General features: G+C 67.2%; 18 protein-coding genes and 2 pseudogenes. 13 read left to right on the forward strand and 7 right to left on the reverse strand.

The window, feature by feature from the left end; genetic code table 11:
• The first annotated feature begins 131 nt into the window (after positions 1 to 131).
• Positions 132 to 1,517: a hypothetical protein gene (locus ASE48_RS23615; protein WP_156409342.1), complete on the forward strand. Its 1,386-nt coding sequence runs from the start codon at positions 132 to 134 to the stop codon at positions 1,515 to 1,517.
• A gap of 69 nt (positions 1,518 to 1,586) precedes the next feature.
• Here the strand turns inward: ASE48_RS23615 and ASE48_RS23620 are convergent, their stop codons facing one another.
• From ASE48_RS23620 to ASE48_RS23635, 4 genes are read right to left on the reverse strand one after another with little or no spacing between them, the layout of a single operon-like run.
• Positions 1,587 to 2,573 carry a Gfo/Idh/MocA family protein gene (locus ASE48_RS23620; RefSeq protein WP_057169588.1) on the reverse strand — a complete coding sequence of 329 codons (987 nt, stop codon included), beginning with the start codon at positions 2,571 to 2,573 and terminating at the stop codon, positions 1,587 to 1,589.
• Positions 2,570 to 3,442 carry a sugar phosphate isomerase/epimerase family protein gene (locus tag ASE48_RS23625; RefSeq protein WP_057169589.1) on the reverse strand — a complete coding sequence of 291 codons (873 nt, stop codon included), beginning with the start codon at positions 3,440 to 3,442 and terminating at the stop codon, positions 2,570 to 2,572. Before ASE48_RS23625 ends, ASE48_RS23620 begins: the two co-directional genes overlap by 4 nt.
• Complete coding sequence (locus tag ASE48_RS23630) at positions 3,439 to 4,446, reverse strand: Gfo/Idh/MocA family protein (RefSeq protein WP_057169590.1); 1,008 nt, start codon at positions 4,444 to 4,446, stop codon at positions 3,439 to 3,441. Before ASE48_RS23630 ends, ASE48_RS23625 begins: the two co-directional genes overlap by 4 nt.
• On the reverse strand, positions 4,443 to 5,600 hold the full coding sequence (locus ASE48_RS23635; RefSeq protein WP_156409343.1) for a phytanoyl-CoA dioxygenase family protein: 1,158 nt from the start codon (positions 5,598 to 5,600) through the stop codon (positions 4,443 to 4,445). Before ASE48_RS23635 ends, ASE48_RS23630 begins: the two co-directional genes overlap by 4 nt.
• A 77-nt stretch (positions 5,601 to 5,677) precedes the next feature.
• Here ASE48_RS23635 and ASE48_RS23640 point away from each other — a divergent pair, with 77 nt between their 5' ends.
• The 7 genes and pseudogenes from ASE48_RS23640 to ASE48_RS33540 all read left to right on the forward strand — a co-directional run.
• Positions 5,678 to 6,679 (forward strand): LacI family DNA-binding transcriptional regulator, encoded by a 1,002-nt coding sequence (locus tag ASE48_RS23640; RefSeq protein WP_057169592.1) that lies wholly within the window; start codon positions 5,678 to 5,680, stop codon positions 6,677 to 6,679.
• 126 nt (positions 6,680 to 6,805) lie between these two features.
• Positions 6,806 to 7,651: a PfkB family carbohydrate kinase gene (locus ASE48_RS23645; RefSeq protein WP_200962244.1), complete on the forward strand. Its 846-nt coding sequence runs from the start codon at positions 6,806 to 6,808 to the stop codon at positions 7,649 to 7,651.
• 310 nt (positions 7,652 to 7,961) lie between these two features.
• On the forward strand, positions 7,962 to 9,890 hold the full coding sequence (locus ASE48_RS23650) for a 2-oxoacid:acceptor oxidoreductase subunit alpha (protein WP_057169594.1): 1,929 nt from the start codon (positions 7,962 to 7,964) through the stop codon (positions 9,888 to 9,890).
• Positions 9,887 to 10,966, forward strand: a complete 1,080-nt coding sequence (locus tag ASE48_RS23655) for a 2-oxoacid:ferredoxin oxidoreductase subunit beta (RefSeq protein ID WP_057169595.1) — start codon at positions 9,887 to 9,889, stop codon at positions 10,964 to 10,966. The genes ASE48_RS23650 and ASE48_RS23655 overlap by 4 nt, the downstream gene beginning before the upstream one ends.
• 10 nt (positions 10,967 to 10,976) lie before the next feature.
• A complete protein-coding gene (mobA, locus tag ASE48_RS23660; protein WP_268766325.1) occupies positions 10,977 to 11,561 on the forward strand; it encodes a molybdenum cofactor guanylyltransferase in 585 nt (194 codons plus the stop codon).
• Positions 11,562 to 12,709: 1,148 nt separating this feature from the next.
• Positions 12,710 to 12,943: pseudogene (locus ASE48_RS23665) on the forward strand (transglycosylase family protein); the annotation flags it as partial.
• A gap of 333 nt (positions 12,944 to 13,276) precedes the next feature.
• A pseudogene (locus ASE48_RS33540) lies at positions 13,277 to 13,507 on the forward strand (transglycosylase family protein); the annotation flags it as partial.
• A 161-nt stretch (positions 13,508 to 13,668) separates the two neighbouring features.
• Here ASE48_RS33540 and ASE48_RS23675 read toward each other — a convergent pair.
• Complete coding sequence (locus tag ASE48_RS23675) at positions 13,669 to 14,823, reverse strand: FAD-dependent oxidoreductase (protein ID WP_057170000.1); 1,155 nt, start codon at positions 14,821 to 14,823, stop codon at positions 13,669 to 13,671.
• A gap of 122 nt (positions 14,824 to 14,945) precedes the next feature.
• Between ASE48_RS23675 and ASE48_RS23680 the strand changes: the two genes are divergently transcribed.
• Genes ASE48_RS23680 through ASE48_RS23690 form a run of 3 tightly spaced genes read left to right on the forward strand, consistent with a single transcriptional unit; the run spans position 14,946 to position 17,388 of the window.
• Positions 14,946 to 15,485, forward strand: coding sequence for a dimethylamine monooxygenase subunit DmmA family protein (locus ASE48_RS23680; RefSeq protein ID WP_057169597.1), 540 nt, complete (start codon positions 14,946 to 14,948; stop codon positions 15,483 to 15,485).
• Entirely contained in the window at positions 15,482 to 16,417 is a 936-nt protein-coding gene (locus ASE48_RS23685) for a PDR/VanB family oxidoreductase (RefSeq protein WP_057169598.1), read from the forward strand. The genes ASE48_RS23680 and ASE48_RS23685 overlap by 4 nt, the downstream gene beginning before the upstream one ends.
• Positions 16,414 to 17,388 (forward strand): heme-dependent oxidative N-demethylase family protein, encoded by a 975-nt coding sequence (locus ASE48_RS23690; RefSeq protein ID WP_057169599.1) that lies wholly within the window; start codon positions 16,414 to 16,416, stop codon positions 17,386 to 17,388. The genes ASE48_RS23685 and ASE48_RS23690 overlap by 4 nt, the downstream gene beginning before the upstream one ends.
• A gap of 67 nt (positions 17,389 to 17,455) precedes the next feature.
• On the opposite strand, the gene ASE48_RS23695 is transcribed toward ASE48_RS23690, so the two are convergent.
• Positions 17,456 to 17,674: a hypothetical protein gene (locus ASE48_RS23695; protein ID WP_057169600.1), complete on the reverse strand. Its 219-nt coding sequence runs from the start codon at positions 17,672 to 17,674 to the stop codon at positions 17,456 to 17,458.
• Entirely contained in the window at positions 17,675 to 19,006 is a 1,332-nt protein-coding gene (locus ASE48_RS23700) for an ammonium transporter (RefSeq protein ID WP_057169601.1), read from the reverse strand. It lies immediately after the preceding gene.
• Between the two features lie 208 nt (positions 19,007 to 19,214).
• On the opposite strand from ASE48_RS23700, the gene ASE48_RS23705 reads away from it, so the two are divergent.
• On the forward strand, positions 19,215 to 19,835 hold the full coding sequence (locus ASE48_RS23705; protein ID WP_057169602.1) for a hypothetical protein: 621 nt from the start codon (positions 19,215 to 19,217) through the stop codon (positions 19,833 to 19,835).
• Between the two features lie 44 nt (positions 19,836 to 19,879).
• Entirely contained in the window at positions 19,880 to 21,859 is a 1,980-nt protein-coding gene (locus ASE48_RS23710) for a S9 family peptidase (RefSeq protein ID WP_057169603.1), read from the forward strand.
• Positions 21,860 to 21,864: the final 5 nt, after the last annotated feature.

The following is a 21,864-nucleotide window of genomic DNA, read 5'->3' on the forward strand; positions in this document are numbered from 1 at the left end:
AGTGGGCATTTGCCGGGGTGCGCGGGGGTGAAGCGAGGCCACGTCGACTTGACGTAAAGCCCTCACTTGTCAACTTACTTCTGAGTAAATTACTCGGCGTTCACATGTGTGGGCACACCAGAGGAGGATCCATGCACGCTGCAGTAAGGCCGTACCTGGCAACCGGAGTCGCGTTGGTGGGGGCCGCGTCGATCGCGGTCATGCCCATTCAACCGTCGAACCCGCTGCTCTCCGTTCCGGCGGTTCCGGCCGTCTCGTCGCAGGCCTTCACGCTCACTGCGCAGGCCAACCCCATCGCGCTGTGGGTGTCAGTCCTCCAAGACGCCATCGACAACGTCGGCGCGCTCGGCGGGGACGTGCTCTCCGACCCGGCGCCGATCCTGCGGCAGCTCGTCCGGAATCAGCTGGGATACCTCGGCACCGCGGTCGGCGCCGGCCGATCGGTGGTCGACGGAGTCGGGCAGTACCTGTCGCCGAGCAATCCGTACAGTCTGCCCGCCAGTATCGATACTGCTGTCGGGCAATTGCGGTCCGGTCTGATCGCGGATGCGTTCATCACCCTTTCCGCGGGGCTGATCTCCACGCCCATCATGATGATCATCGGTCTGCCACTGGCCGGTTCGGGTCTTCTCGAGATCCCGGCGAAGATGGCCCAGAACTTCACGGATGTGGTGTCCGCGCTGCTGTCGCTGAACACGGCGCTGCCGCTGCTCTCGAGTGCGCTGGGTCCGGTCGTGGGGGCCGTCGATGCGCTCGGTGGGTCACTGCAGGATGTCGTCGGGGCCCTGGGCAGTGGGCGCCTGGTCGATGCGCTCACGGCCGCGATCAACATTCCCGCCCAGCTGACGGGTGCTGTCCTCAACGGCTACACCGACGCGCAGGGTGGCTTCCATCCGGGCCTGCTGACCTTCAGTGACGACGCGTTCGGCGGCGGCCTGCTCCAGACGCTGCTGGTGACCATCCCTCGTGCCGTCGCCACCGCACTGGGTGCCACGCCGGCCGCCCCTGCCGCCGCGGCTACCGCTGATGTCGCCGACGCGGTGTCGACGCCGCTCGCCGCGGGCGCGAAGGTCGTCACGCTGACCCTTCCCGGTGTCGAAACACCCGCGGCGGCAGCAGAAGTCGAAGAGGCGGCGAACGCCTCGGAGACGTCTCCCGCAGCTGCGGCCGTGCCCGAGGGGGAGTCGGGCGCGGAGTCGCCCGAGGCGGTCCCGGCCCCGGAGACTGTCACCGCGGACACCGATATTCCGGACGAAGTCGGCGCGACCGAGCCCACCGCGGTCGTGACGCAACCGGCTACCGATGCTGCCGCCGAGTCGAACGGCGATGAGTCCACCGACGGCGAAGCGGAGGTCGACGAGACCGACACGGCGGTTCCGGGTGCGGTCGAGGCGGGCGACTCCGAGGTCGACAGCGCAAAGGTCACCGGAGCGGTACGCGGCGCCAAGGGTGCCAAGGCCGGCGCACGCAGCGCCGCCGGTTCCCGGACGGCAAAGCGGATGTCGTCACGGGGGTAGCTCATCCCGGACGTGTGACGGCTGACGGCGCAGGCCCCGGGTTTTCCCCAGGGGCCTGCGTCCGTCGGGTTACCTCGGTTCGAGCCCGGCCGCCCGGTAGGCCGCGTCCACCAGGGCCATATTGGCCACGGCGTCGTCGGCCCCGAACGGCAGCGGCGCGCCGCCCAGCACATGCGCGGCGAAGGCCTCCAGCTGATAGCTGTAGGAGGGTCGGGTGCCGTGATGCTCGACGGTGGTGCCGGCGGCGGTGCTCAGGGTCAGCCTGTCGTCCTGGGCCGGGTGGATGAAATCGTGCACAAAGGCCTCACCCGCGCTGCCGGTGATCTTCAGTGTGAACGAATAGTCCGGTGCCACCATCGAGTTGGTGGACAGCCCGGTTGCCCCGCTGGGGAAAGCGAGCTCGACATCGCAGCGCGCGTCGACACCGGGGGAGCGCAGGTCGGCGCGCGATCCCGTGACGACCGGACCGCCGAGGCACAGACGGCCCAGGGTCCGCATGATGTGCAGGCCGTAACAGCCCAGGTCCATCAGAGCGCCGCCGGCCAGATCCAGCGACCAGCGCGGGTCATCGTCGCTGGGCGCGGGCATCGTCATCCGGGCTTCGACCCGGCGGATCTCACCCAGCTCACCGTCGACCGCCAACTGGAACGCCCGCCGGGTCACCGGGTGGAAGAAGTAGTGAAACCCCTCCAGCACGGTGACACCGGCCGCGCGGGCGGCATCGGCCACCCGGACCGCCTCGGACTGATCACGGGCGAAAGGCTTTTCGCTCAGCACCGGCTTGCCCGCCGCGATGGCGGCAAGATTCCACGGCGCGTGCAACGCATTGGCCAGCGGGTTGTAGATCACGTCGGCCGCGGGATCGTCGATCACGTCCTGGTAGGAATCCAGGACGCGCTCGACGCCGTACTTGCCGGCGAAGGACTCTGCGCGACCGCGGTCGCGCGCCGCCACGGCCACCAGGCGGTGACCGAGTTCGGCCGCGGGACCGACGATCGCGACCTCCGCGATGCGGGACGCGCCGAGCACCCCGATGCGCAGTCCGGTCTGCGTCACGCCGTGACGCTGTTCAGGTACGCGACGCTGGCACGCACATCGGCCAGCGGCCCGTCACCGTCGGGCGCACCGTCCAGGATGGTGTCCTGTTCCATCACGAACCAGCCGTCGAAGCCGTTGTCCCGCAGCACCGAGACGATGCCGGCAATGTCGACGTCACCGGTCCCGAGCGGCGTGTACATCCCGGCCTTCACGGCGTCGGTGTAGCTCAGCTCGCCGGACTGCACCTTGGCGGCCAGCGCGGCGTCCACATCCTTGAGGTGGGTGTGGGCGATGCGCTGCGGTACCGCCTTGGCCAGTTCCAGCGGGTCGGTGCCACCGATGAGCAGGTGGCCGGTGTCCAGGCACAGCGGAATCGAGGATCCGGCGAGCACCCTGTCCACCTCGGCGCGGGTTTCCACGGTGGTGCCCACATGCGGGTGCAGGACGGCGAGCAGGCCCCGGTCGGCGACGATCCCGGCCAGCCGGTCCAGGTTGGCCAGCAGGGTGGACCACTGCGACTCGTCGAGCACCGGACGCGAGTCGTACCCGTCGGCACCGGTGGCGGCGGCCAGCACCACCACGCCGGCGCCCGCGGCCACCAGCGAATCGAGCGGTCCGGCAAGGTCATCGGCCGGATCGTGGTCGGCCTTGTGCAACACCACCGGGACGAATCCGCCCACGCAGGCCAGTTCGTGCTGCGTCAGCACGGACTTCAGCTCGTCGGTGTCGGTGGGCAGGAAGCCCTCCGGTCCGAGTTCGGTGGCGGTCAGCCCGACACCGCGCATCTCGGTGAGGACACGTTCGGGTTCGAGCTGGAAGCCCCAGCCGGGGACTTCACACACGCCCCAAGAGATCGGTGCCCCAGCGATTTTGATGGTCGTGCTCATGCGTTGCGTACCTCCGCGATGGTCACCGGGGCGCCCCGGCGCAGGGATTCGGTGGCGGCTTCGGCCAGCCAGGCCACCTCGACGGCGTCGGCCACGGTCGCGCCGCGGACCGGTCCGCCCTTGGCGACCTCGACGAAGCCGGCCAGTTCCGTGCGGAACGCCTCGGTGAAGCGGTCCATGAAGAAATTGTGTGCCGGGCCCGACGGGAAATCGTTGCGCGGGTCCGTGTTCAGCAGTGGCACACCCTGATCCCAGCCGGCGGCGACGCTGTCCTGAAAACCGTGCACTTCGAGGCGGCAGTCGTAACCACGGGCGTTGTAGCGGGCGTTGGAGACCACACCGAGTGCGCCACCGTCGAAACGCACCACCACCGCAGCCGAGTCGACGTCGCCGTACTCGGCGAAGAGCGGGTCACCCTGCACCGTGCCGGTGGCGTACACCTCGACGGCGTTCTGACCGGTGATCCAGCGGATGATGTCGAAATCGTGGACCGCGCAATCCCGGAAGATCCCGCCGGAGCCCTTGATGTAGTCCATCGGCGGGGGAGCGGGATCCATCGTGGTGCTCCGCACGGTGTGCAGGATGCCCAAGGTGCCTGCGTCGACCGCATCCTTGGCCGCGGCGAAGGCGGCGTCGAAGCGGCGCTGGTAACCGACCTGCACCGGCACGCCGGAGCGGCTGATGATTTCGGCGACCCGGGCGCTCTCGGCGGCGGTGGAGGCGATCGGCTTCTCGCAGAACGTGGGGATGCCGCGCTCCACGGAGGCCAGGGTGAGGTCGGCGTGCGCCGGAGTGGCCGCGGCCACCACGACGCCGTCGACGCCCGAGGCCAGCAGTTCCTCGACGGAGCCGACGGCCCTGGCGCCGTGCTTGGCGGCGACCGACGCTGTCACGTCGGCGCGTTCATCGGTGATCACCAACCCGTCGATTCCGGGCAGCCCGGTGAGGGTTTCGGTGTGGAATGCGCCGATGCGGCCCAGTCCGATCACGCCGATGGTGGTCATGGGGTTCTCCGTTCGTCTTGTGCGTCCATTACTGCAATGAGTCCGTCGAGTTCGAGTCCGTCGGCCAGGGCGGCCAGCACGGTGTCGACCTGGCTGGGCGGGGCGAGGCTGCCGATCGGTTGATCGCTGTCCAGGTTGGTGGGGAAGGCGTAGCCCTCGGCGGTGGCATTGACGGTGTTGACCAGGTCGGCGGCAGGGCGGCCGGCCCGCTGCATCCGCAGCAGTGCCGGGTAGACGGCCTTGACCATGGCCGTCCGGTCCAGCGATTCCATCGCCCGGCCAAACGGTGACGAGATCTGCAGCAGATTGGCCATCCGGCTGATATCGGCCGAAGTATTCTCTCCCGCACCGTGATACAGCGCCGGATTGAAGAACACCGCGTCTCCCTTGCGTAGTGGCACCTGGACGTGGTGCTCGGCGAAGAACTCGATGAACTCGGGCCGGTAGAAGGCGACGTAGCCGGCTTCGAACTGCTGCGAGTACGGCAGCAGCATCGTCGGCCCGCTCTCCAGCGGCATATCGCAATGCGCGACCGCGCCCTGCAGCGTCAGTGCCGCGGACATCCGGTGCAGGTGCGCCGGATAGTGCGTCAACTGGTCGACATCGACGAAACCGAGGTGGTAATCCCGATGCGGAACCTGCGCGGCGCCACCGGGATTGACGACATTCACCTGTGAGGTGACCTGGTAGCGCGGGCCCAGCCAGGCCTGCGACACCAGCGCCAGGGTGTCCGCGGCGTAATACTCGGCGTACACCTCGGGCGCGTGCAGGGCGAGCTTCTGCGCGGCGTTCCAGACCCGGTCGTTGGCGCCGGCCTTGCCGAAGTGGTCTCCGGCCACCCCGCCCAGGGCACGCTGGGCGGCGATGATCTCGTCGAACGCCGCGGACGCGCGGTCGGTGACCCCATCGTCGAAGGCGCCCTCGAAAACCACGACGCCGGGGCCGTCGGTGAGCGCGCGGATCACCTCGGACTGCAGTGCCCGGCGATCGGCATCGGCGATACCGGCGGCCGAGTACACCAGGACGTTGCGCCGTACGTCGACGGCGTGCGGGTAGTCGGCCAGGTCGGTATCGCGCAGTACCTGATGGCGGAAATCCGCGAGGTCGCAGGCGGACTCGGTGATCCAACCGGAAGTGGTGAGTGAAGCGGGCATGGCAGTTAGTCTTGCTGTGATACCGACCGCAATCAACAGCAAAAAACCGTCAAAAACACCTCACCGCGGGAGGCGGGATGCACCGCTACAAGGTTCGCGAGATCGCTCAGCAGTCCGGCCTGAGCGAGGCGACGGTCGACCGGGTCCTCAACAACCGGCCCGGGGTGCGCGAGAACACCAGGGCCGAGGTGATGCAGGCCATCGCCGACCTGGACAAGCAGCGAGCGCAGTTGCGGCTCAACGGTCGTCGCTACCTCATCGATGTGGTGATGCAGACCCCGCAGCGGTTCTCCGACGCTTTCCGGGCGGCGATCGAGGCCGAACTGCCCGCTTTTGCCCCGGCCGTGCCGAGGGCCCGGTTCCATCTGTGGGAGTCGGGCTCGGCAGCGCAGACCGCGGATGTGCTGGCCCGCATCAAAGGCAGCCACGGCGTCATCCTCAAGGCCCAGGACGAACCCGAGGTCGCCGAGGCCGTGGATCGGGTCGTCGCCGCCGGCGTGCCGGTGGTCACCTACTCCACCGACGTGGCCAACAGTGATCGCTGCGCCTATGTGGGCATCGACAATCACGGTGCCGGCCTGACAGCGGCGTTCCTGGTGGATCAATGGCTCGGTGAGGCGCCATCCGGCGTGCTGATCACGTTGAGTCGCACGGTATTCCGCGGCGAGGGCGAGCGTGAGGTGGGATTCCGGTCCGGGCTGCGCGGCACCGGACGCGAGATCGTGGAGGTGAGCGACAGCGACGGTATCGACGCCACCAACGAACGGCTGGTCCTCGACGCGCTGAAACGTCATCCCGGGATCGAGGCGGTGTACTCGCCCGGCGGTGGCAACGACGCGACCGTCGGGGCATTCGACACGCTGAATCGGCGCTGCCGGGTCTTTGTCGCCCACGATCTTGATGTCGACAACCGCAGGCTGCTCCGGCAGGGCAGGCTCTCGGTGGTGCTACACAACGATCTGCGAGCCGACGCGCGCCTGGCCATCCGGGTCATCTTCGCGCAGCACCGGGCCCTGCCCGAGGAGCCGGTACGGCCCACTCCGATCCAGGTCGTCACCCCGTACAACCTGCCGGGGTGATGATCGGCACACGGTTGCCGACACTGCGGAATCGCTGAAAGGGTGCGACGCGGACTACCATTTCCGCGCACGGCCACGTCAACATGTGCCGACGACAGGACAAACCACAAGCAGGGGAATCGATTGATGGCGCCAGAGCTCGTCCCGGGCGTGACAGTGCTGGGGAACCTGGCCATCGACGTCATCAATGGGGCTCCGCCGAGCCCAGGTGGGTGCGCTTCGTTCGCCGGGGTGGCGCTGGAGGCCGCGCCGGGCACCGCCCACATCGTGGCGATGGGCGAGGAGAAGCATCACGAGCTCTTCGACCCGGTGCTGGAGCGGTTCGGCTCTCTGGTGCGCCTACTGCCGTCGGACCGGACCAGTGGATTCAGCCTGGACTATGACGACACCGATCACCGGCACATGGGCGTCCAGGCGATCGGCCCGGTGTGGACGCCGCGCGATGTGGACACCGACGATCCCCGCACCACCTGGATCCATCTGGCCCCGCTGCTGCGTACCGACTTTCCCGCCGACACCCTCGCTCATCTGGCGGCCCGCGGCCATCGGATCGCCTATGACGGCCAGGGCCTGGTGCGCGCCGACAACGTCGGCCCGCTGAAACTGGACCGGCATTTCTCCCCGGAGCTGCTGCGCCACCTCGATGTGCTCAAGCTCGCCGAGGACGAGGCCGTCATCGTCGCCGACGGCGCCTTCGACCTCGCGACGGCCCAGGCGCTCGGGGTGCCCGAGATCCTGGTGACCTACGGCTCCGAGGGCTGCGACATCTATAAGGACGGCACCGTGGTGCGGGTACCCGCGGCGTGGCGCGTGATGGATGTGCAGACGACCGGTGCCGGCGACATGTTCACCGCCTGTTACGTCGCCCACCGGGCGGCCGGGGCCGATCCGCGCCGCGCCGTCGAGATCGCCAGCGAGCTGGTGGCCCGCGAATTGCAGAAGCGCGTGCAGGTGCGCTCGGCGCCGGCGTAGGCCCTGGTTGAAACGATCCACTTGACACCCGTCAAGTTTGACCGGCAGAGTGCTACTGCACGGTAACCAGTTCCTTAGAGAATGACATTCTCCAAAAGTGATGAAGACCACATCGCGCCGGGAACTCGTCTTGCTTCACTGCGCTGAACAGGCAGTTCTTCTCGACGAAACCCGCGTGTCGCCGGCTCGCCCGGCATTGGTCACCCTAAGAGAAGTGCCATACTGGTTACCGGCAGTGACACCAAAAGTTTTTGACGCAAACGCCCCGCGACTTGAGCGCGATTCGTGCGGGTGTGAAAGGCAGGAAGTCGTGGGTCAGAACGGCAACACGGGGACGCCCCGGCAGAAGCTGGAAAAGGTGGTCATCCGCTTCGCCGGTGACTCCGGTGACGGCATGCAGCTCACCGGTGACCGGTTCACGTCCGAGGCCGCACTCTTCGGCAATGACCTTGCGACGCAGCCCAATTACCCCGCTGAGATCCGCGCACCACAGGGCACTCTGCCGGGTGTGTCGTCCTTCCAGATCCAGATCGCGGACTACGACATCCTGACCGCCGGCGACCGTCCCGATGTTCTCGTCGCGATGAATCCTGCCGCATTGAAGGCCAATGTGGGAGACCTACCCCGCGGCGGCCTGATCATCGCGAACTCCGACGAGTTCACCAAGCGCAACCTGGCCAAGGTCGGCTATGACGCCAACCCGCTGGAGAACGAAGAGCTCTCTGACTATGTCGTGCAGTCGGTGGCGATGACGACACTGACGCTGGGTGCCGTCGAGGCCATCGGTGCGACCAAGAAGGACGGCCAGCGCGCCAAGAACATGTTCGCCCTCGGCCTGCTGTCGTGGATGTACGGTCGCGAGCTCGAGGCCAGCGAGGCCTTCATCCGGGACAAATTCGCCCGCAAGCCCGAAATCGCCGAGGCCAACGTGCTGGCGCTGAAGGCAGGCTGGAACTACGGCGAGACCACCGAGGCCTTCGCCGTCACCTACGAGGTGGCCCCGGCCAAGCTGAAGTCCGGTGACTATCGCCAGATCTCGGGCAACACCGCGCTGGCCTACGGCATCGTGGCGGCCGGTCAACTGGGCGATATCCAGGTGGTGCTGGGCACCTACCCCATCACCCCGGCCTCCGACATCCTGCACGAGCTGTCCAAGTACAAGCATTTCAACGTACTCACCTTCCAGGCCGAGGACGAGATCGCCGGAATCGGTGCGGCCATCGGCGCCTCTTACGGCGGCGCCCTCGGCGTCACCAGTACCTCAGGTCCGGGTGTATCGCTGAAGTCCGAGGCGATCGGACTCGCGGTGATGACCGAACTGCCGCTGCTCGTCATCGACGTGCAGCGCGGCGGCCCGTCCACCGGCCTGCCGACCAAGACCGAGCAGGCCGACCTGCTGCAGGCGCTCTACGGCCGCAACGGCGAATCGCCGGTTGCGGTGCTGGCGCCCTGCTCGCCGTCGGACTGCTTCGATATCGCCGTCGAGGCGATACGCATCGCGATCGGCTATCACACACCGGTGATCATCCTGTCCGACGGCGCGATCGCCAATGGCTCGGAGCCGTGGCGCATCCCGGACATCACCGCCTATCCGCCCATCGAGCACACGTTCGCCAAGTCCGGCGAGCCGTTCGAGCCCTATGCGCGTGACCCGGAGACGCTGGCCCGCCAGTTCGCCATCCCCGGCACGCCGGGTCTGGAACACCGCATCGGTGGCCTCGAATCGGCCAACGGTTCGGGCAACATCTCCTATGAGCCCAAGAACCACGACCTGATGGTCCGGTTGCGGCAACTCAAGATCGACGGCATCACGGTGCCCGATCTGCAGGTCGATGACCCGGATGGGGACGCCGAACTGCTGCTGCTGGGCTGGGGCAGTTCCTACGGGCCCATCGGCGAGGCCTGCCGGCGCGCCCGCCGCAGCGGTATCAAGGTCGCGCACGCTCAGCTGCGCTACCTGAACCCGTTCCCGGCCAACCTCGAAGAGGTGCTGAACAGGTACCAGAAGGTCGTCGTGCCGGAGATGAACCTCGGCCAGCTCGCGCTGCTGCTGCGCGGCAAGTACCTGGTCGACGTGCAGTCGGTCACCAAGGTCGAGGGCATGGCGTTCCTGGCCGACGAGGTCGAGGGCATCATCGCCGCGGCGCTGGACGGAACGCTGCGCGAAAAGGAAACTGACAAGGCCAAATTCGCCCGGTTGGCCGCGGCCACCGTGGAATCTGTGGGAGCGAGCGCATGACGGACCTGATCGGCTCTGACCTGGGCCTGACCGAAGCCCTCAGCAAGACTGCGCTGGTACCGACGACGGACCAGCCGCAGAAGGGCAAGGACTTCACCAGCGACCAGGAGGTGCGCTGGTGCCCGGGTTGCGGTGACTACGTCATCCTCAACACGATCCGCAACTTCCTGCCCGAGCTCGGCCTGCGTCGGGAGAACATCGCGTTCGTCAGCGGTATCGGCTGCTCCAGCCGATTCCCGTACTACCTGGAGACCTACGGTTTCCACTCGATCCACGGTCGCGCGCCGACCATCGCCACCGGTCTGGCGCTGGCTCGCGAGGACCTGTCGGTGTGGGTGGTCACCGGTGACGGTGACTCGCTGTCCATCGGCGGTAACCACCTCATCCATGCGCTGCGACGCAACATCAACATCACGATCCTGTTGTTCAACAACCGGATCTACGGCCTGACCAAGGGTCAGTACTCGCCGACCTCCGAGGTCGGCAAGGTCACCAAGTCCACGCCGATGGGCTCGGTGGACTACCCGTTCAACCCGGTGTCGCTGGCGCTGGGCGCCGAGGCCACCTTCGTCGGGCGTGCGCTGGACTCCGACCGTAAGGGCCTGACCGAGGTGCTGCGCGGCGCGGCAGCCCACCGTGGTGCCGCACTCGTCGAGATCATGCAGGACTGCCCGATCTTCAACGACGGATCGTTCGACGCGCTGCGCAAGGAAGGCGCCGAGGACCGGCTGATCAACGTCTCCCACGGCGAGCCGATCACCTTCGGTGCCGACGGTGAGTATGCGGTGGTCAAGTCCGGGTTCGGCCTGGAGGTCGCGAAGACCGCCGATGTGCCCGCCGATCAGATCGTGGTGCACGACGCGACGATCGACGACCCGGCGTACGCCTTCGCCCTGTCGCGGCTGTCCGAGCAGAACCTGGACCACATGGTGATGGGCATCTTCCGCCAGGTGAGCAAGCCGACCTACGACGACGCGGCGCGCCAGCAGATCAGCACCGCACGTGAGGCCAAGGCGCACGACACGGCCGCACTGCAATCGCTGCTTCGCGGCAAGGACACCTGGTCGGTCGACTAACGTCAGCGGGGTGACCGCACCCCAGGGGCCCGCCACCGGTACGGCCCTGGCTGGGATCGTGCTGGCCGGGGGCGCTTCGCGCCGCATGGGGCGGGACAAGGCCACCCTCGTGATCCGGGGTCAGACACTCGTGGAACGGGTGGTGACCACCGTCGGCACCCGCTGCGGTCCGGTGTTTGTCGTCGCGGCGCCCGGCCAGGCGCTTCCCGAATTGTCTGCCCAGATCCTGCGCGACGAGGTCCGCGGCGTCGGCCCGCTGTTGGCGACGGCTCGCGGGCTGAGGGCCGCTGCGGACGCGGGCCGGGAATGGGCATTCGTCTGCGCGGTCGACATGCCCCACCTCAACGCCCGCATCATCGATGAACTGGCCGTCGCCGCCGCATCGACCGCGGCCGATGTGGTGCTGCCCTGGGACGGGCGGGACCACTACCTGGCCGGCCTGTATCGCACTGCGCTGTCGGTACGGGCGGACGAGTTGGTGGCGGCCGGCGAGCGCAGCATGCGCGCCCTGGTCGACGACGGCGACACCCAGCGCATCGTCATGGAGCAACGGCTCGAGTTGACCAACGTCAACACGCCGCAGGATCTGGGCTGATTGCGTACACAGCTGTGGCGACTGATCCAGCAAATTTGACATTCGTACGCGAATTTCGCCGTATTTATCTTCAACCGAGTTTATCGGCTCCAATAACGTTCGAATAACGAACGCGTGAATGAGATATCTCGTACGCCGGAATCGGCTGCGCCACCGGTATGGAACTGGTCCGATTACCCGAGATGCACTGGCGCACTGTTGATTTGAACCACCGGGGCGCGGACTGTCAATGTCCTGCGCACCAGCCTGATTCGCCTGTTGTCGCCATCATGGCGCCCTAATGCGAAGTGTGCAGGCCGTGGTTGTCGGCCCGCTTGCACCGCGCCTCGGGGTGGTGCCTCGTGGGGAGTCGGCGACCTGTGCAGCTGCACACCTATCTGGGGCGAAAAAACCTGCGGTGCAACTGTTTTGGTCAAATCAACGCGAATATTGCTGTGCTGCTATGTAGTTGCGCTATCTAACTTCGGACGATCCAAAGGTGTTCATCCGCAACAGAAGTGGCCGATCGGCTGAATCTGGGCGTAGGTTGGTAGGTCAGCGAACAGATCGCGACGCTGCAGCTTTTTCGGGTGTGTAAGAGCGGCGTTTTCGGGGAATCCTGCGATCTGCACACGGTAGGTAAGCGACGCCGGTGGCGCAGCTCACAAAAACCTTGTGATCTGCCTCACGAGACAGGTCTCGACCTGCAATTCAGGTTTCGCCATGGAATTCCGTGTTGACCTGCGCTGTCTGGGCGAATGCCCGGCCGTGATCATCCTGTGATCTGAAAGCGACACGTTCTCCATCGAAGTGACTTCGCCGCGCGATTTTTGTACGTTCAATTCAACTCCAGAGCCGGAGCAAATAATTACATAATCAAGAACCTGCGTGTGAGTGGGCCGACGACGGGATGAGATGCCTGTCGGGCAACCGGGTGTGTCATCCGGTGAGACGTCCTATGTCTCCCACTGTCGTGCCTGACCGAGATGGCACGCCCCAAATTCCCCGCCTGTGTATTCAGGCATTCCGTCCGCGTTCGCGCGGGCGTCTTTGGCGCGCGCTTGGCGAGAGGATTGACGTTGAAGAACATCCGCAAAACGTTCGGTATGGCCACTTTTGCCGGGGCGATCGCTGTTGCCCCGATGGCTATGGCCACAGGTACCGCACATGCGGACTCCGTGAACTGGGATGCCGTTGCAGCCTGCGAGTCGGGCGGCAACTGGGCCATCAACACGGGTAACGGCTACTACGGTGGCCTGCAGTTCACCATGGGCACGTGGCATTCCAACGGTGGCGCGGGTGCGCCGCACGCCGCCAGCCGCGAAGAGCAGATCCGCGTCGCGGAGAACGTGCTGCAGAGCCAGGGCATCGGTGCCTGGCCGTCCTGCGGTGGCCGGGGATAACCCGATATCAGACGAATCACAATGGCGCCGGGCTTTACGCCCGGCGCCATTGTTTTCTCATAGACACCGCTGATATCCCCCTGTCTCATAAGAAACTGCTAAAACTTCCGTCCCCTCCGTAACGGGTGATGTCGGTCACCCGAAACACCAGATAACCGCGTCGCAAGAACGCTTCACTCCTGGTTCGCGGCCCTCGTGTCACCGGTCGGGGAAGGACCGCAAATGAAGAACATCCGAATTGCCCTCAAGAACATCCTGACGAAGAGCCTGTGGGTGGCCGCCGCAACCGGCGCGCTCTCGGTGGCTCCGATGGCCATGTCGGCCACCGCCGCCGCCGACAGCGTCAACTGGGACGCCATCGCGCAGTGCGAGTCGGGTGGCAACTGGGGCATCAACACCGGCAACGGCCACTATGGCGGTCTGCAGTTCAAGCCGGCCACCTGGAACGCCAACGGTGGCGTCGGCTCGCCGGCCGGGGCTTCGCGGACCGAGCAGATCCGCGTCGCCGAGAACGTGCTGCGGACCCAGGGGCTCGGCGCCTGGCCCAAGTGCGGGCCGCGTGGTGCCACCCCGGCGGTCTTCAGCACCCCCGGAATCAAGACTCCCGCTCCGGCCGCCGTCGGCTGCCAGGCCATCCGCGGTGGCGCCGTGCTGGGGCTTTTCGACTTCCGCAAGATGTGCAAGATGGTGGAGACCGCCGCCGCGGCCTTCCAGCCGCGCTGATATCAGTCGCCGGGTAATACGAAGGCCGAGCGCCCGGCGATCGAGGCCAGGTGCCGGGCCAGTACCGCCTCCGGGATCAGAGCCGTGGCCCGGCTGGCCAGCCCACTGAGTACGGCCGGTCGCATGTTCACGACGCGGCCTACGGTCCGTGACTCGAGGACCAGCGCGCGCACCCGACGCCTGCGGAAATCGGCGAAACGCGCGAATGCGCTCGACAGATCGGTCTCCCCGCCGACGGTCAGCGCCGCCAGAATCGCGGCATCCTCCAGGCCCTGGCAGCCGCCCTGGCCCAGGTGCGGACGCATCGGATGCGCGGCATCACCGACGATCACCGCCCTGTCACGCGCCCACGTGGCAGCGGGAGCGCGATCGTAGAGGTCGTTGCGAAGCACCGCCGCCGGGTCGGTGGACGCCAGCAGGCCGGGAATCGGTTCCGGCCAGTCGCCGAAGACACGCTGCAGATGTGCGTGCTCTCCGCCCGCCGCCATCTGCCCCTGCGGCACCCGCTGGGTCGCGAACCAGTAGGTGTGCGTGGGGCCCATCGGCACGTGACCCACCTCGAGGCCCGGTCCCATGGTCTCTCCGGCGAGATCGGGATCCAGTGCGTACGAGGCGATTCCGCGCCAGGCCGTGTACCCCGCGTACCGCCGGGGAAGATCGCCGTTGAGGTGGCGTGCCACCGGCGAGTCGACCCCATCTGCGCCCACCACGGCGTCCACGGTGGCAACGGTCCCGTCCGACACGGTGATTCGGGCTCCGGTGCGGGACACCTCGACGGCGGTGGCTGCCACGCCGTGCGTCACCGTACCCGCGGGCAGGGCGCCGGCCAGGATTTCGGTGAGCGTGCCGCGGTGGATGATGACCAGCGGTTCGCCCAGGGCCCGCACGATCCGGTCGGCGGCCGGCCTGCGCAGCCAGCGGCCGTCACGCCAGCGCACCGCACCGGCGCTGACCCTGCCGCCGGCGGCACGCACCTGCTCACCCAGGCCCAGCACGTCCAGGGCGGCCAGGGCATTGGGCCAAATGCTGATGCCGGCACCGGTGGCGGTATCCGTGCGCTGTTCGATCACGGTCACGTCATGGCCCACCCGGCGCAGGGCGACGGCGGTGGCCAGTCCGGCAATACCTGCGCCGACGACCATGATGCGCTCGGACATGCCGCCGACCATATCGGGCGCCGCGTCAACCAGACGAGACAGCGAGGTCACATCACCGAAACGCAGCTTTGGTTTCCTGAAGGGCAACGTCGTCAACCACTGGTGTCCACGGGAAAGGGCTCATGCGACCGGACCTCGAGCTGACAAGTGTGCCCGGATGGGCACTGACCCCCACCCGACCCGATGCTGATCTGTCCGGGCGTGCGTGGACCATCATCGCGTTCGGGCCGGGCGGCGCCGATGTCGCACGGGACTGGGTAGCCCAGATCGACTCGGCCGGTGGTGAATCGGCGGTACGCCTGCACCAGGTCGACGCCGGGCAGGCGATCGAGGTGCTGACGGCCGACCTGGCCGATGCCCGGGTGGGCTGGCGGTTGATGATGGCCGGCCCCGCCGACGCCTGCCTGCACCTGCGCGGCGCCGCGACGGGCCTCGGTGTCGCCGACGACGAGATGACGGTGGCGTCCACCGAGGTCGATTCACGCGCGGTGCACTGTGTGCACTGCGGGGCCGTCACCCGGGCGCGGGTCCAGCTGGACGAAGTGCTGCCGTGCGGATCGTGCGAGCGGAAACTCCTGGTTTATTACCATGTTTCGCGTCGCGGCGGAACATATCTGGGCTTCATGGTCGATGCCGAAGAGCCGGCCGGGGCCGTCTCGTGAACACTCTCAAACTCGTCGTCACCGCGGTCGATGACACGATCGGCGGCATTCGGACCCTCACCCTGGCCTACCCCGACGGGGCGGCCCTGCCGTCGTTCACGCCCGGCAGCCACATCGTCGTGGACTGCGGTGGCAGTGCCAACGCCTATTCACTGACCGGCGATGGTAATTCGCCTACCGCGTATGTGATCTCGGTGCTGCGCTGTGACGAGGGCGCCGGGGGCTCGCGGTGGATCCACGACGAGCTGGCGCTGGGCGACACCGTCGCCGCCGGACTGCCGCGCAGCGCGTTCGCTCCGGTGCTGCGGGCGCGCCGGCACCTGCTCGTCGCCGCGGGCATCGGCATCACCCCGATGGTGTCGCACCTGCGCAGCGCGCAGCTGTGGGGACGGGACGTCCGGGTGCTCTACATCCACCGGGAGGGCCGGGCGGCCTACGCTGACGTCGTCGCAGGACTCGGCGAGCACGCGTCGATGCATACTGCGCGTGCGGCCTTCACCGACGAGCTGCTGGCCGCGCTGGCCGACCAACCCTTCGGCACCCACCTCTATGTGTGCGGACCGGCCTCGTTCATCGAGTACGTCACCGGTGCGGCCGCGGATCTGGGATGGCCGGCCAGCCGGATTCACCTGGAACACTTCGGATCCGACGCGCTCGATCCGGGTGAGCCGTTCGCGGCCCGGGTCACCTCCACCGGTGAGGAGTTCGTCGTCGACGCCGGTGTCTCGCTGCTGGAGGACTTGGAGCGCCGTGGCTTCGAGGTGCCCAATTTGTGCCGCCGGGGGGTGTGCGGAGAATGCCGACTCCCGGTCTCGGCCGGAACGATCACCCACCGCGATCTGTACCTGACCGACGCCGAGAAGGAGGCCGGCGACGCGCTGATGGCCTGCGTGTCGCGCGGTGGCGACGAAACCCTGGAGGTAGCACTGTGATCTCGACACCCGATCTCGTTCGTACCTTTCCTTTCCCGTTCGCCGCGGACACCTACCGCTACAGCACCAATGTCGAGCCCGCAGGCTCGGCGGTCCCCACCCCGGTCGGGCGCTGGGGTGAGCGGGTGGTCGATGTCGACAGCGAATACGAACACGAACTGGCCGAGCGGGCAGCCGTTCTCGCGACCGATCCCACCCGCAGCGCGGTGCTGCCACACATGCGCCCAGCCTGCTGGGACGCCATGCTGACCCTGATGCGCGAGCTCGCGAGCGGCTACCCCGACAGCATGTCCCTGCAGCGACACGGCACCGGGTGGCGCTGGCGCAACGACAGACTGGGCATCGAACAGGACTTCATCCTCGGCGATGAGAGCACGCTGCCCGCCGAACCGCTTGCCTATATCGCCGGCCAGGTGCAGGAGGACATCGTCCTGCTCGACCAACGCGACGGTGACCTGTTCGGTGACGCCGGCGTGGTCACCTTCGCCGCGGACTGGTCGTTCGGGTTCGACGTCGGCATGACGTTTCTGGAGATCCACGGGCCGGTGCCCCGGCTGCGGGCCACCGGCGTCATCACCCGCGCCAGGGATTTCCTCATGCGGTTGCAGCCCGGTGAGACCTACCGGCGCACCAACTGGACGTTGACCATCGGTCGCCGCCTTGACGTCTCGACCGAGCTGTATCACGAGTGGGGGCCCGACCGCACGATGATCAACGGCGTCACCGACGAGGAGTTCGGTCGGCTGGTGCATCTTCGGGTCGAGGTGCAGCACCTGATCCGGTTGCCGGAGTCGGGGTCGATCTGCTTCCTGATCCGCACCTATATGTTGCCGCTGGCCGATATCGCCGCCGTCGACGCCTGGCGGGTGCGCGCGGCGGCGGTGCTGGCCGAACTGCCCGAGGACATCGCCGACTACAAGGGCATCATCGGGTACCGCGACCGTGCGGTCCAGTGGCTGCGGTCCGCCTGACAGCCAGGCCGACTGTACGAGAAATCGCCCGGATCCTCGAGGATCCGGGCGATTTCGGTGTGCTCGATCAGTAGGTCGTCGGTTCTCCTTCGGCCACCGGGCCGGGCTCCACCGGCTTGTGCTCGATGATCGCCCGGTACGCGGCGTTCTCGTGCTGGATCATCCGGACGAAGAACCCGATGAAGAGCAACACCGCGAGGATGAACACGATCCACACGCCGAGCGAGTATCCGCCGAAGGTGAAGACCACGCCCGCGTCGTCGTAGCTGTCGATGGGACTGAACATTTACTTGACCTCCTCGGTGACCACCAGCACGGCACCGTTGGTGCGCATCGCGGTGATCGGGATACCTTCCGGGTACGGCGTGGCCGGAACCTCGCTGAGATCCAGCCCCTGCTCCTCGACCTCCGGCGGAATACGCAGCAGGCCAACCTTCTTCAGGCCCAGCGAGACCAGATAGGCGGGGATGAAGCCGAGTGCGGCGAAGACTACCGCGCCGACCGCCTGGCCCCAGAACGAGACGGACGGGTTGCCGTCGGTGTTCGGGTAGCCCGAGAGGAAGACGCCGGCCATCAGCACCGAGTACAGGCCGATGCCGCCGTGCACGGAGACCGCGCCGACCACATCGTCGATCTTGAACTTTTCCAACAGCTTTCCGAGGTACGGCGCGAGAGCGCCGGCGCCCAGCGCGATGAGGAAGCCCAGCGCCGGGTGGTACAGATCCATTCCGGATGCCACGCCGATGACGCCACAGAGGCCACCGGAGATGGTCCAGAACGGCTCGCCCCGCGATGTGACATAGGCGCCGATGATGCCGCCGGCCAGGCCCATCAGGGTGTTGAAGGCGAAGGCGCTCAACGTCGTCGGGCTTCCGTAGATGGTGGCGTAGCCGCTGGGACCGTAGATGACACAGCCCATCAGGAAGCCGAAGAAGCCGGTGAAGATCATCATCAGTCCGACCATGGTCAGCGGCAGGTTGTGCGGGCGGATGGTCACCGGAGTGCCGTCGGGCAGGAAACGCCCGATGCGCGGCCCCAGGTTGATCAGGATGCCCAGCGTCGCGAAACCGGCGATCATGTGCACGCACCCGGCCGCACCGACATCGTGGAATCCGAGCTTGGTGAGCATCCAACCGGCGCCGTGCCACCCCCAGGCTGCACCGATGATCCACGTGACCGACCCCACCATGACGGTGAGCACCAGGAAGCCGCTGGTCCGAATGCGTTCCAGCACAGCACCGGACATGATCGAACCGGTGGTGGCGGCGAACAGCGCGAAGGCCCCCCAGAAGATGCCGCTCGCCGGGTCCTGGACGTTCGGGCCCATATTGTCGCTCCACGGGAGCGCAGCCCTTGCGGCGTCGGTCATCTCGATGAAACCGCTGGGCATCGCGTTGTACAGGAACCAGCCGACGAAGAAGAACGATGCCACGATGGTGGCGAAGGCCAGCAGATTCTTCATCGCCGTGGCGAGCACGTTCTTGGACCTCGACGCGCCGACCTCGTAGGCGAGGAAGCCTGCGTGGATGAGCATCATCAAGGCGATGGACATCCAGTAGAAGAACTCGTTGTTGACGGCCGCCATCGTCGAGAGGGCGTCCTCCACTTCAGGTGTCAAAAGGACCTCCGCCGATCGTTTCTGGGGGATGGGGTGGGGGAGGCACTGCGTTTAACGACAGTGGCCTTGAGGTACTGACGGTGTACCGGATTGAAACTAACTGCGCGAATGTGTCCGAGCGGTCAAGGCGAGTTAATTCCGCGTGAAGAGGTGCGACGCACTCCGAAGTTGGGATCGGTAGCGTCGGCCACCCAACACGCTCTGTGCCATGACGACATTCACCCGCCTGGGCCTCGGCCTGGCCGCCACCGCACTCTCGATCTCGGTACTGACCGGATGCTCCAAGATCGACGACATCCGGGCCATCACCGACGCCGCGACCACCGGCGTCGAGCAACTGAGCGACAACGCCGACGGACTCACCGAGATCGCCGCCGGCGACCTGGTGACCGTCGAGGGAATCGACACGGCGCTCGGCGCCATCTCCGAGCGTGTCGGTGCCGGCCCGATGAATGTGGTCGAGATCGTCATCACCCAGCAGTTGATCACCGTGCAGGCCATCGACCCGGCCGCGCCCACGGAGCTCAACCAATGGACCTACACCGCGGGCCACGTTGGCGACCTGCGCCCCGTCGACTACGACGACGACACCGAGGCGCTGCAGCAGAACCTGTTTGCGGTGACCGACGTGCCCGCCACCGCGATCATGACCGCGATCGGCAATGCGATCGGGGCCAGCGGTATCGCCGACGGCGATGTGCAGTCCGTCGTCGTCAAGCGCAATCTGCCCTTCGGCGATGAGCTGCAGATCCTCATCAACGTGCAGGGTGAGCGCAGTGACAAGCAGGTGCGTGCGGACGCCACCGGTCGGGTCACCGAGGTCCTGTAGGCCACAGAGAACCCGGGAGAGGGGTCCAGCGATACGGTGATGTCATGACACCGTTCCATGACCTGGATGCCTATTTCGCGTTGCCCAGGGTGGCCGGGCTCGCCGTCGCCCCGGGCGGTGACCGGGTGGTGACCACGATCAGCGAACTGAACCACGACAGCACCGAATACATCACCGCCCTATGGGAATTGGACCCACAAGGCGTCGAGCCCGCCAGACGGCTGACCCGCGGCGCCAAGGGAGAGTCCGCACCCGTCTTCACCGCCGGCGGTGACCTGTTGTTCGTCGCGGTCCGGCCACGGGCCGGGGAGGACGAGCCGCCGGCGGCACTGTGGCGATTGCCGGCGGCCGGCGGCGAGGCGGTCCAGGAGCTCGCGCTGCCGGGCGGGGTCGCCGCGGTGCACACCGCGCAGCGCGCGGCGCGGACCGTCGTCACCGCACCGGTCCTGCCCGCGGCGAGGGATCTGGACGAGGACAAGCGGCTTCGCGCGCTGCGCAAGGACAACAAGGTGTCGGCGATCCTGCACACCGGATATCCGGTGCGGCACTGGGATCACGACCTGGGACCCGGCCAGCCGCACCTGTTCGACGCCGACGGCCAGCGCGACCTGACTCCCGGACCGGGCGGCGCCCTGCGCGATACGGCACTCGATGTCAGCGCCGACGGCAGTTTCGTGGTCACCGCATGGAACGCCGCGGCACCCGGGGTGGCGCTGCGCTCGCACCTCGTGCGTATCGATGCCGCCACCGGCCGGCACACCACGGTCGCCGAGGATCCCGGCGCCGATCTGGGGGAGCCCGCCATCTCTCCGGACGGAAGCCGGCTGGCCTTTCTCCGCGAGACAACCTCCACGCCGACCCGGGCGCCGCGGATCACTTTGTGCTGCATGAGCTTCGGCGAGGCGTGGGTGGAACTCGGCGACTGGGACCGCTGGCCGACATCGGTGACCTGGTCCGCCGACGGCGCACAGTTGATCGTCACCGCCGACGAGGGCGGGCGCGGACCGGTCTTCGCCGTCGATCCCGGCACGGCCGCGGTGACCCGGCTGACCGCCGACGATTTCACCTACAGCGATGTGCAGGCCGCCGCCGGCGGGGCGATATTCGCCTTGCGCAGTTCCTATCTGAGCCCGCCGCACCCGGTGCGCATTGACCCCGGCGGTTCCGTCACGGTGCTGCCCTGCGTCCAGCTGCCCGAGCTGCCCGGGCACGTCGAAGAAGTGACGGCCACCGCGCAGGACGGCGCCACGATCCGGTCCTGGCTCGTGCTGCCCGACGGCCTCGGCGAACAAGGTCCCGATCCGGCGCCGTTGCTCCTCTGGATTCACGGTGGACCGTTGGCCAGTTGGAACGCCTGGCACTGGCGGTGGAACCCATGGCTGCTCGCAGCGCAGGGTTACGCCGTGCTGCTGCCGGACCCGGCGCTGTCGACCGGATACGGCCAGGCCTTCATCCAACGCGGCTGGGGAGCATGGGGTGCGGCGCCCTACACCGATCTGATGGCGGTCACCGACGCCGCCTGCGCGCACCCCCGGGTCGACGAGTCGCACACCGCGGCGATGGGCGGATCCTTCGGCGGCTACATGGCCAATTGGATCGCCGGACACACCGACCGCTTCGATGCCATCGTCACCCATGCAAGCCTGTGGGCACTGGATCAGTTCGGGCACACCACCGACGGCGCCTACTGGTGGGTGCGCGAGATGACCGAGGAGATGACGCAGCGCAATTCCCCGCACCACCATGTGGCGAACATCCGCACACCGATGCTGGTCATCCACGGTGACAAGGACTACCGCGTGCCCATCGGGGAGGGCCTGCGGCTCTGGTACGAGCTGCTGAGCCTGTCCGGTCTGCCCGCCGACGACGACGGCAACAGTGCCCACCAGTTCCTCTATTACCCGTCGGAGGGGCACTGGGTCGGGGCCCCGCAGCACGCCAAGATCTGGTACCAGGTGGTCACCGCATTCCTGGGCAACCATCTGTTCGGTCGGGAGGTGGGCCCGCCGGAAGTCCTCGGGTAGCTTCG

The sequence above is a fragment of the Mycobacterium sp. Root265 genome (genome assembly GCF_001428895.1).
Lineage (GTDB): Bacteria > Actinomycetota > Actinomycetes > Mycobacteriales > Mycobacteriaceae > Mycobacterium.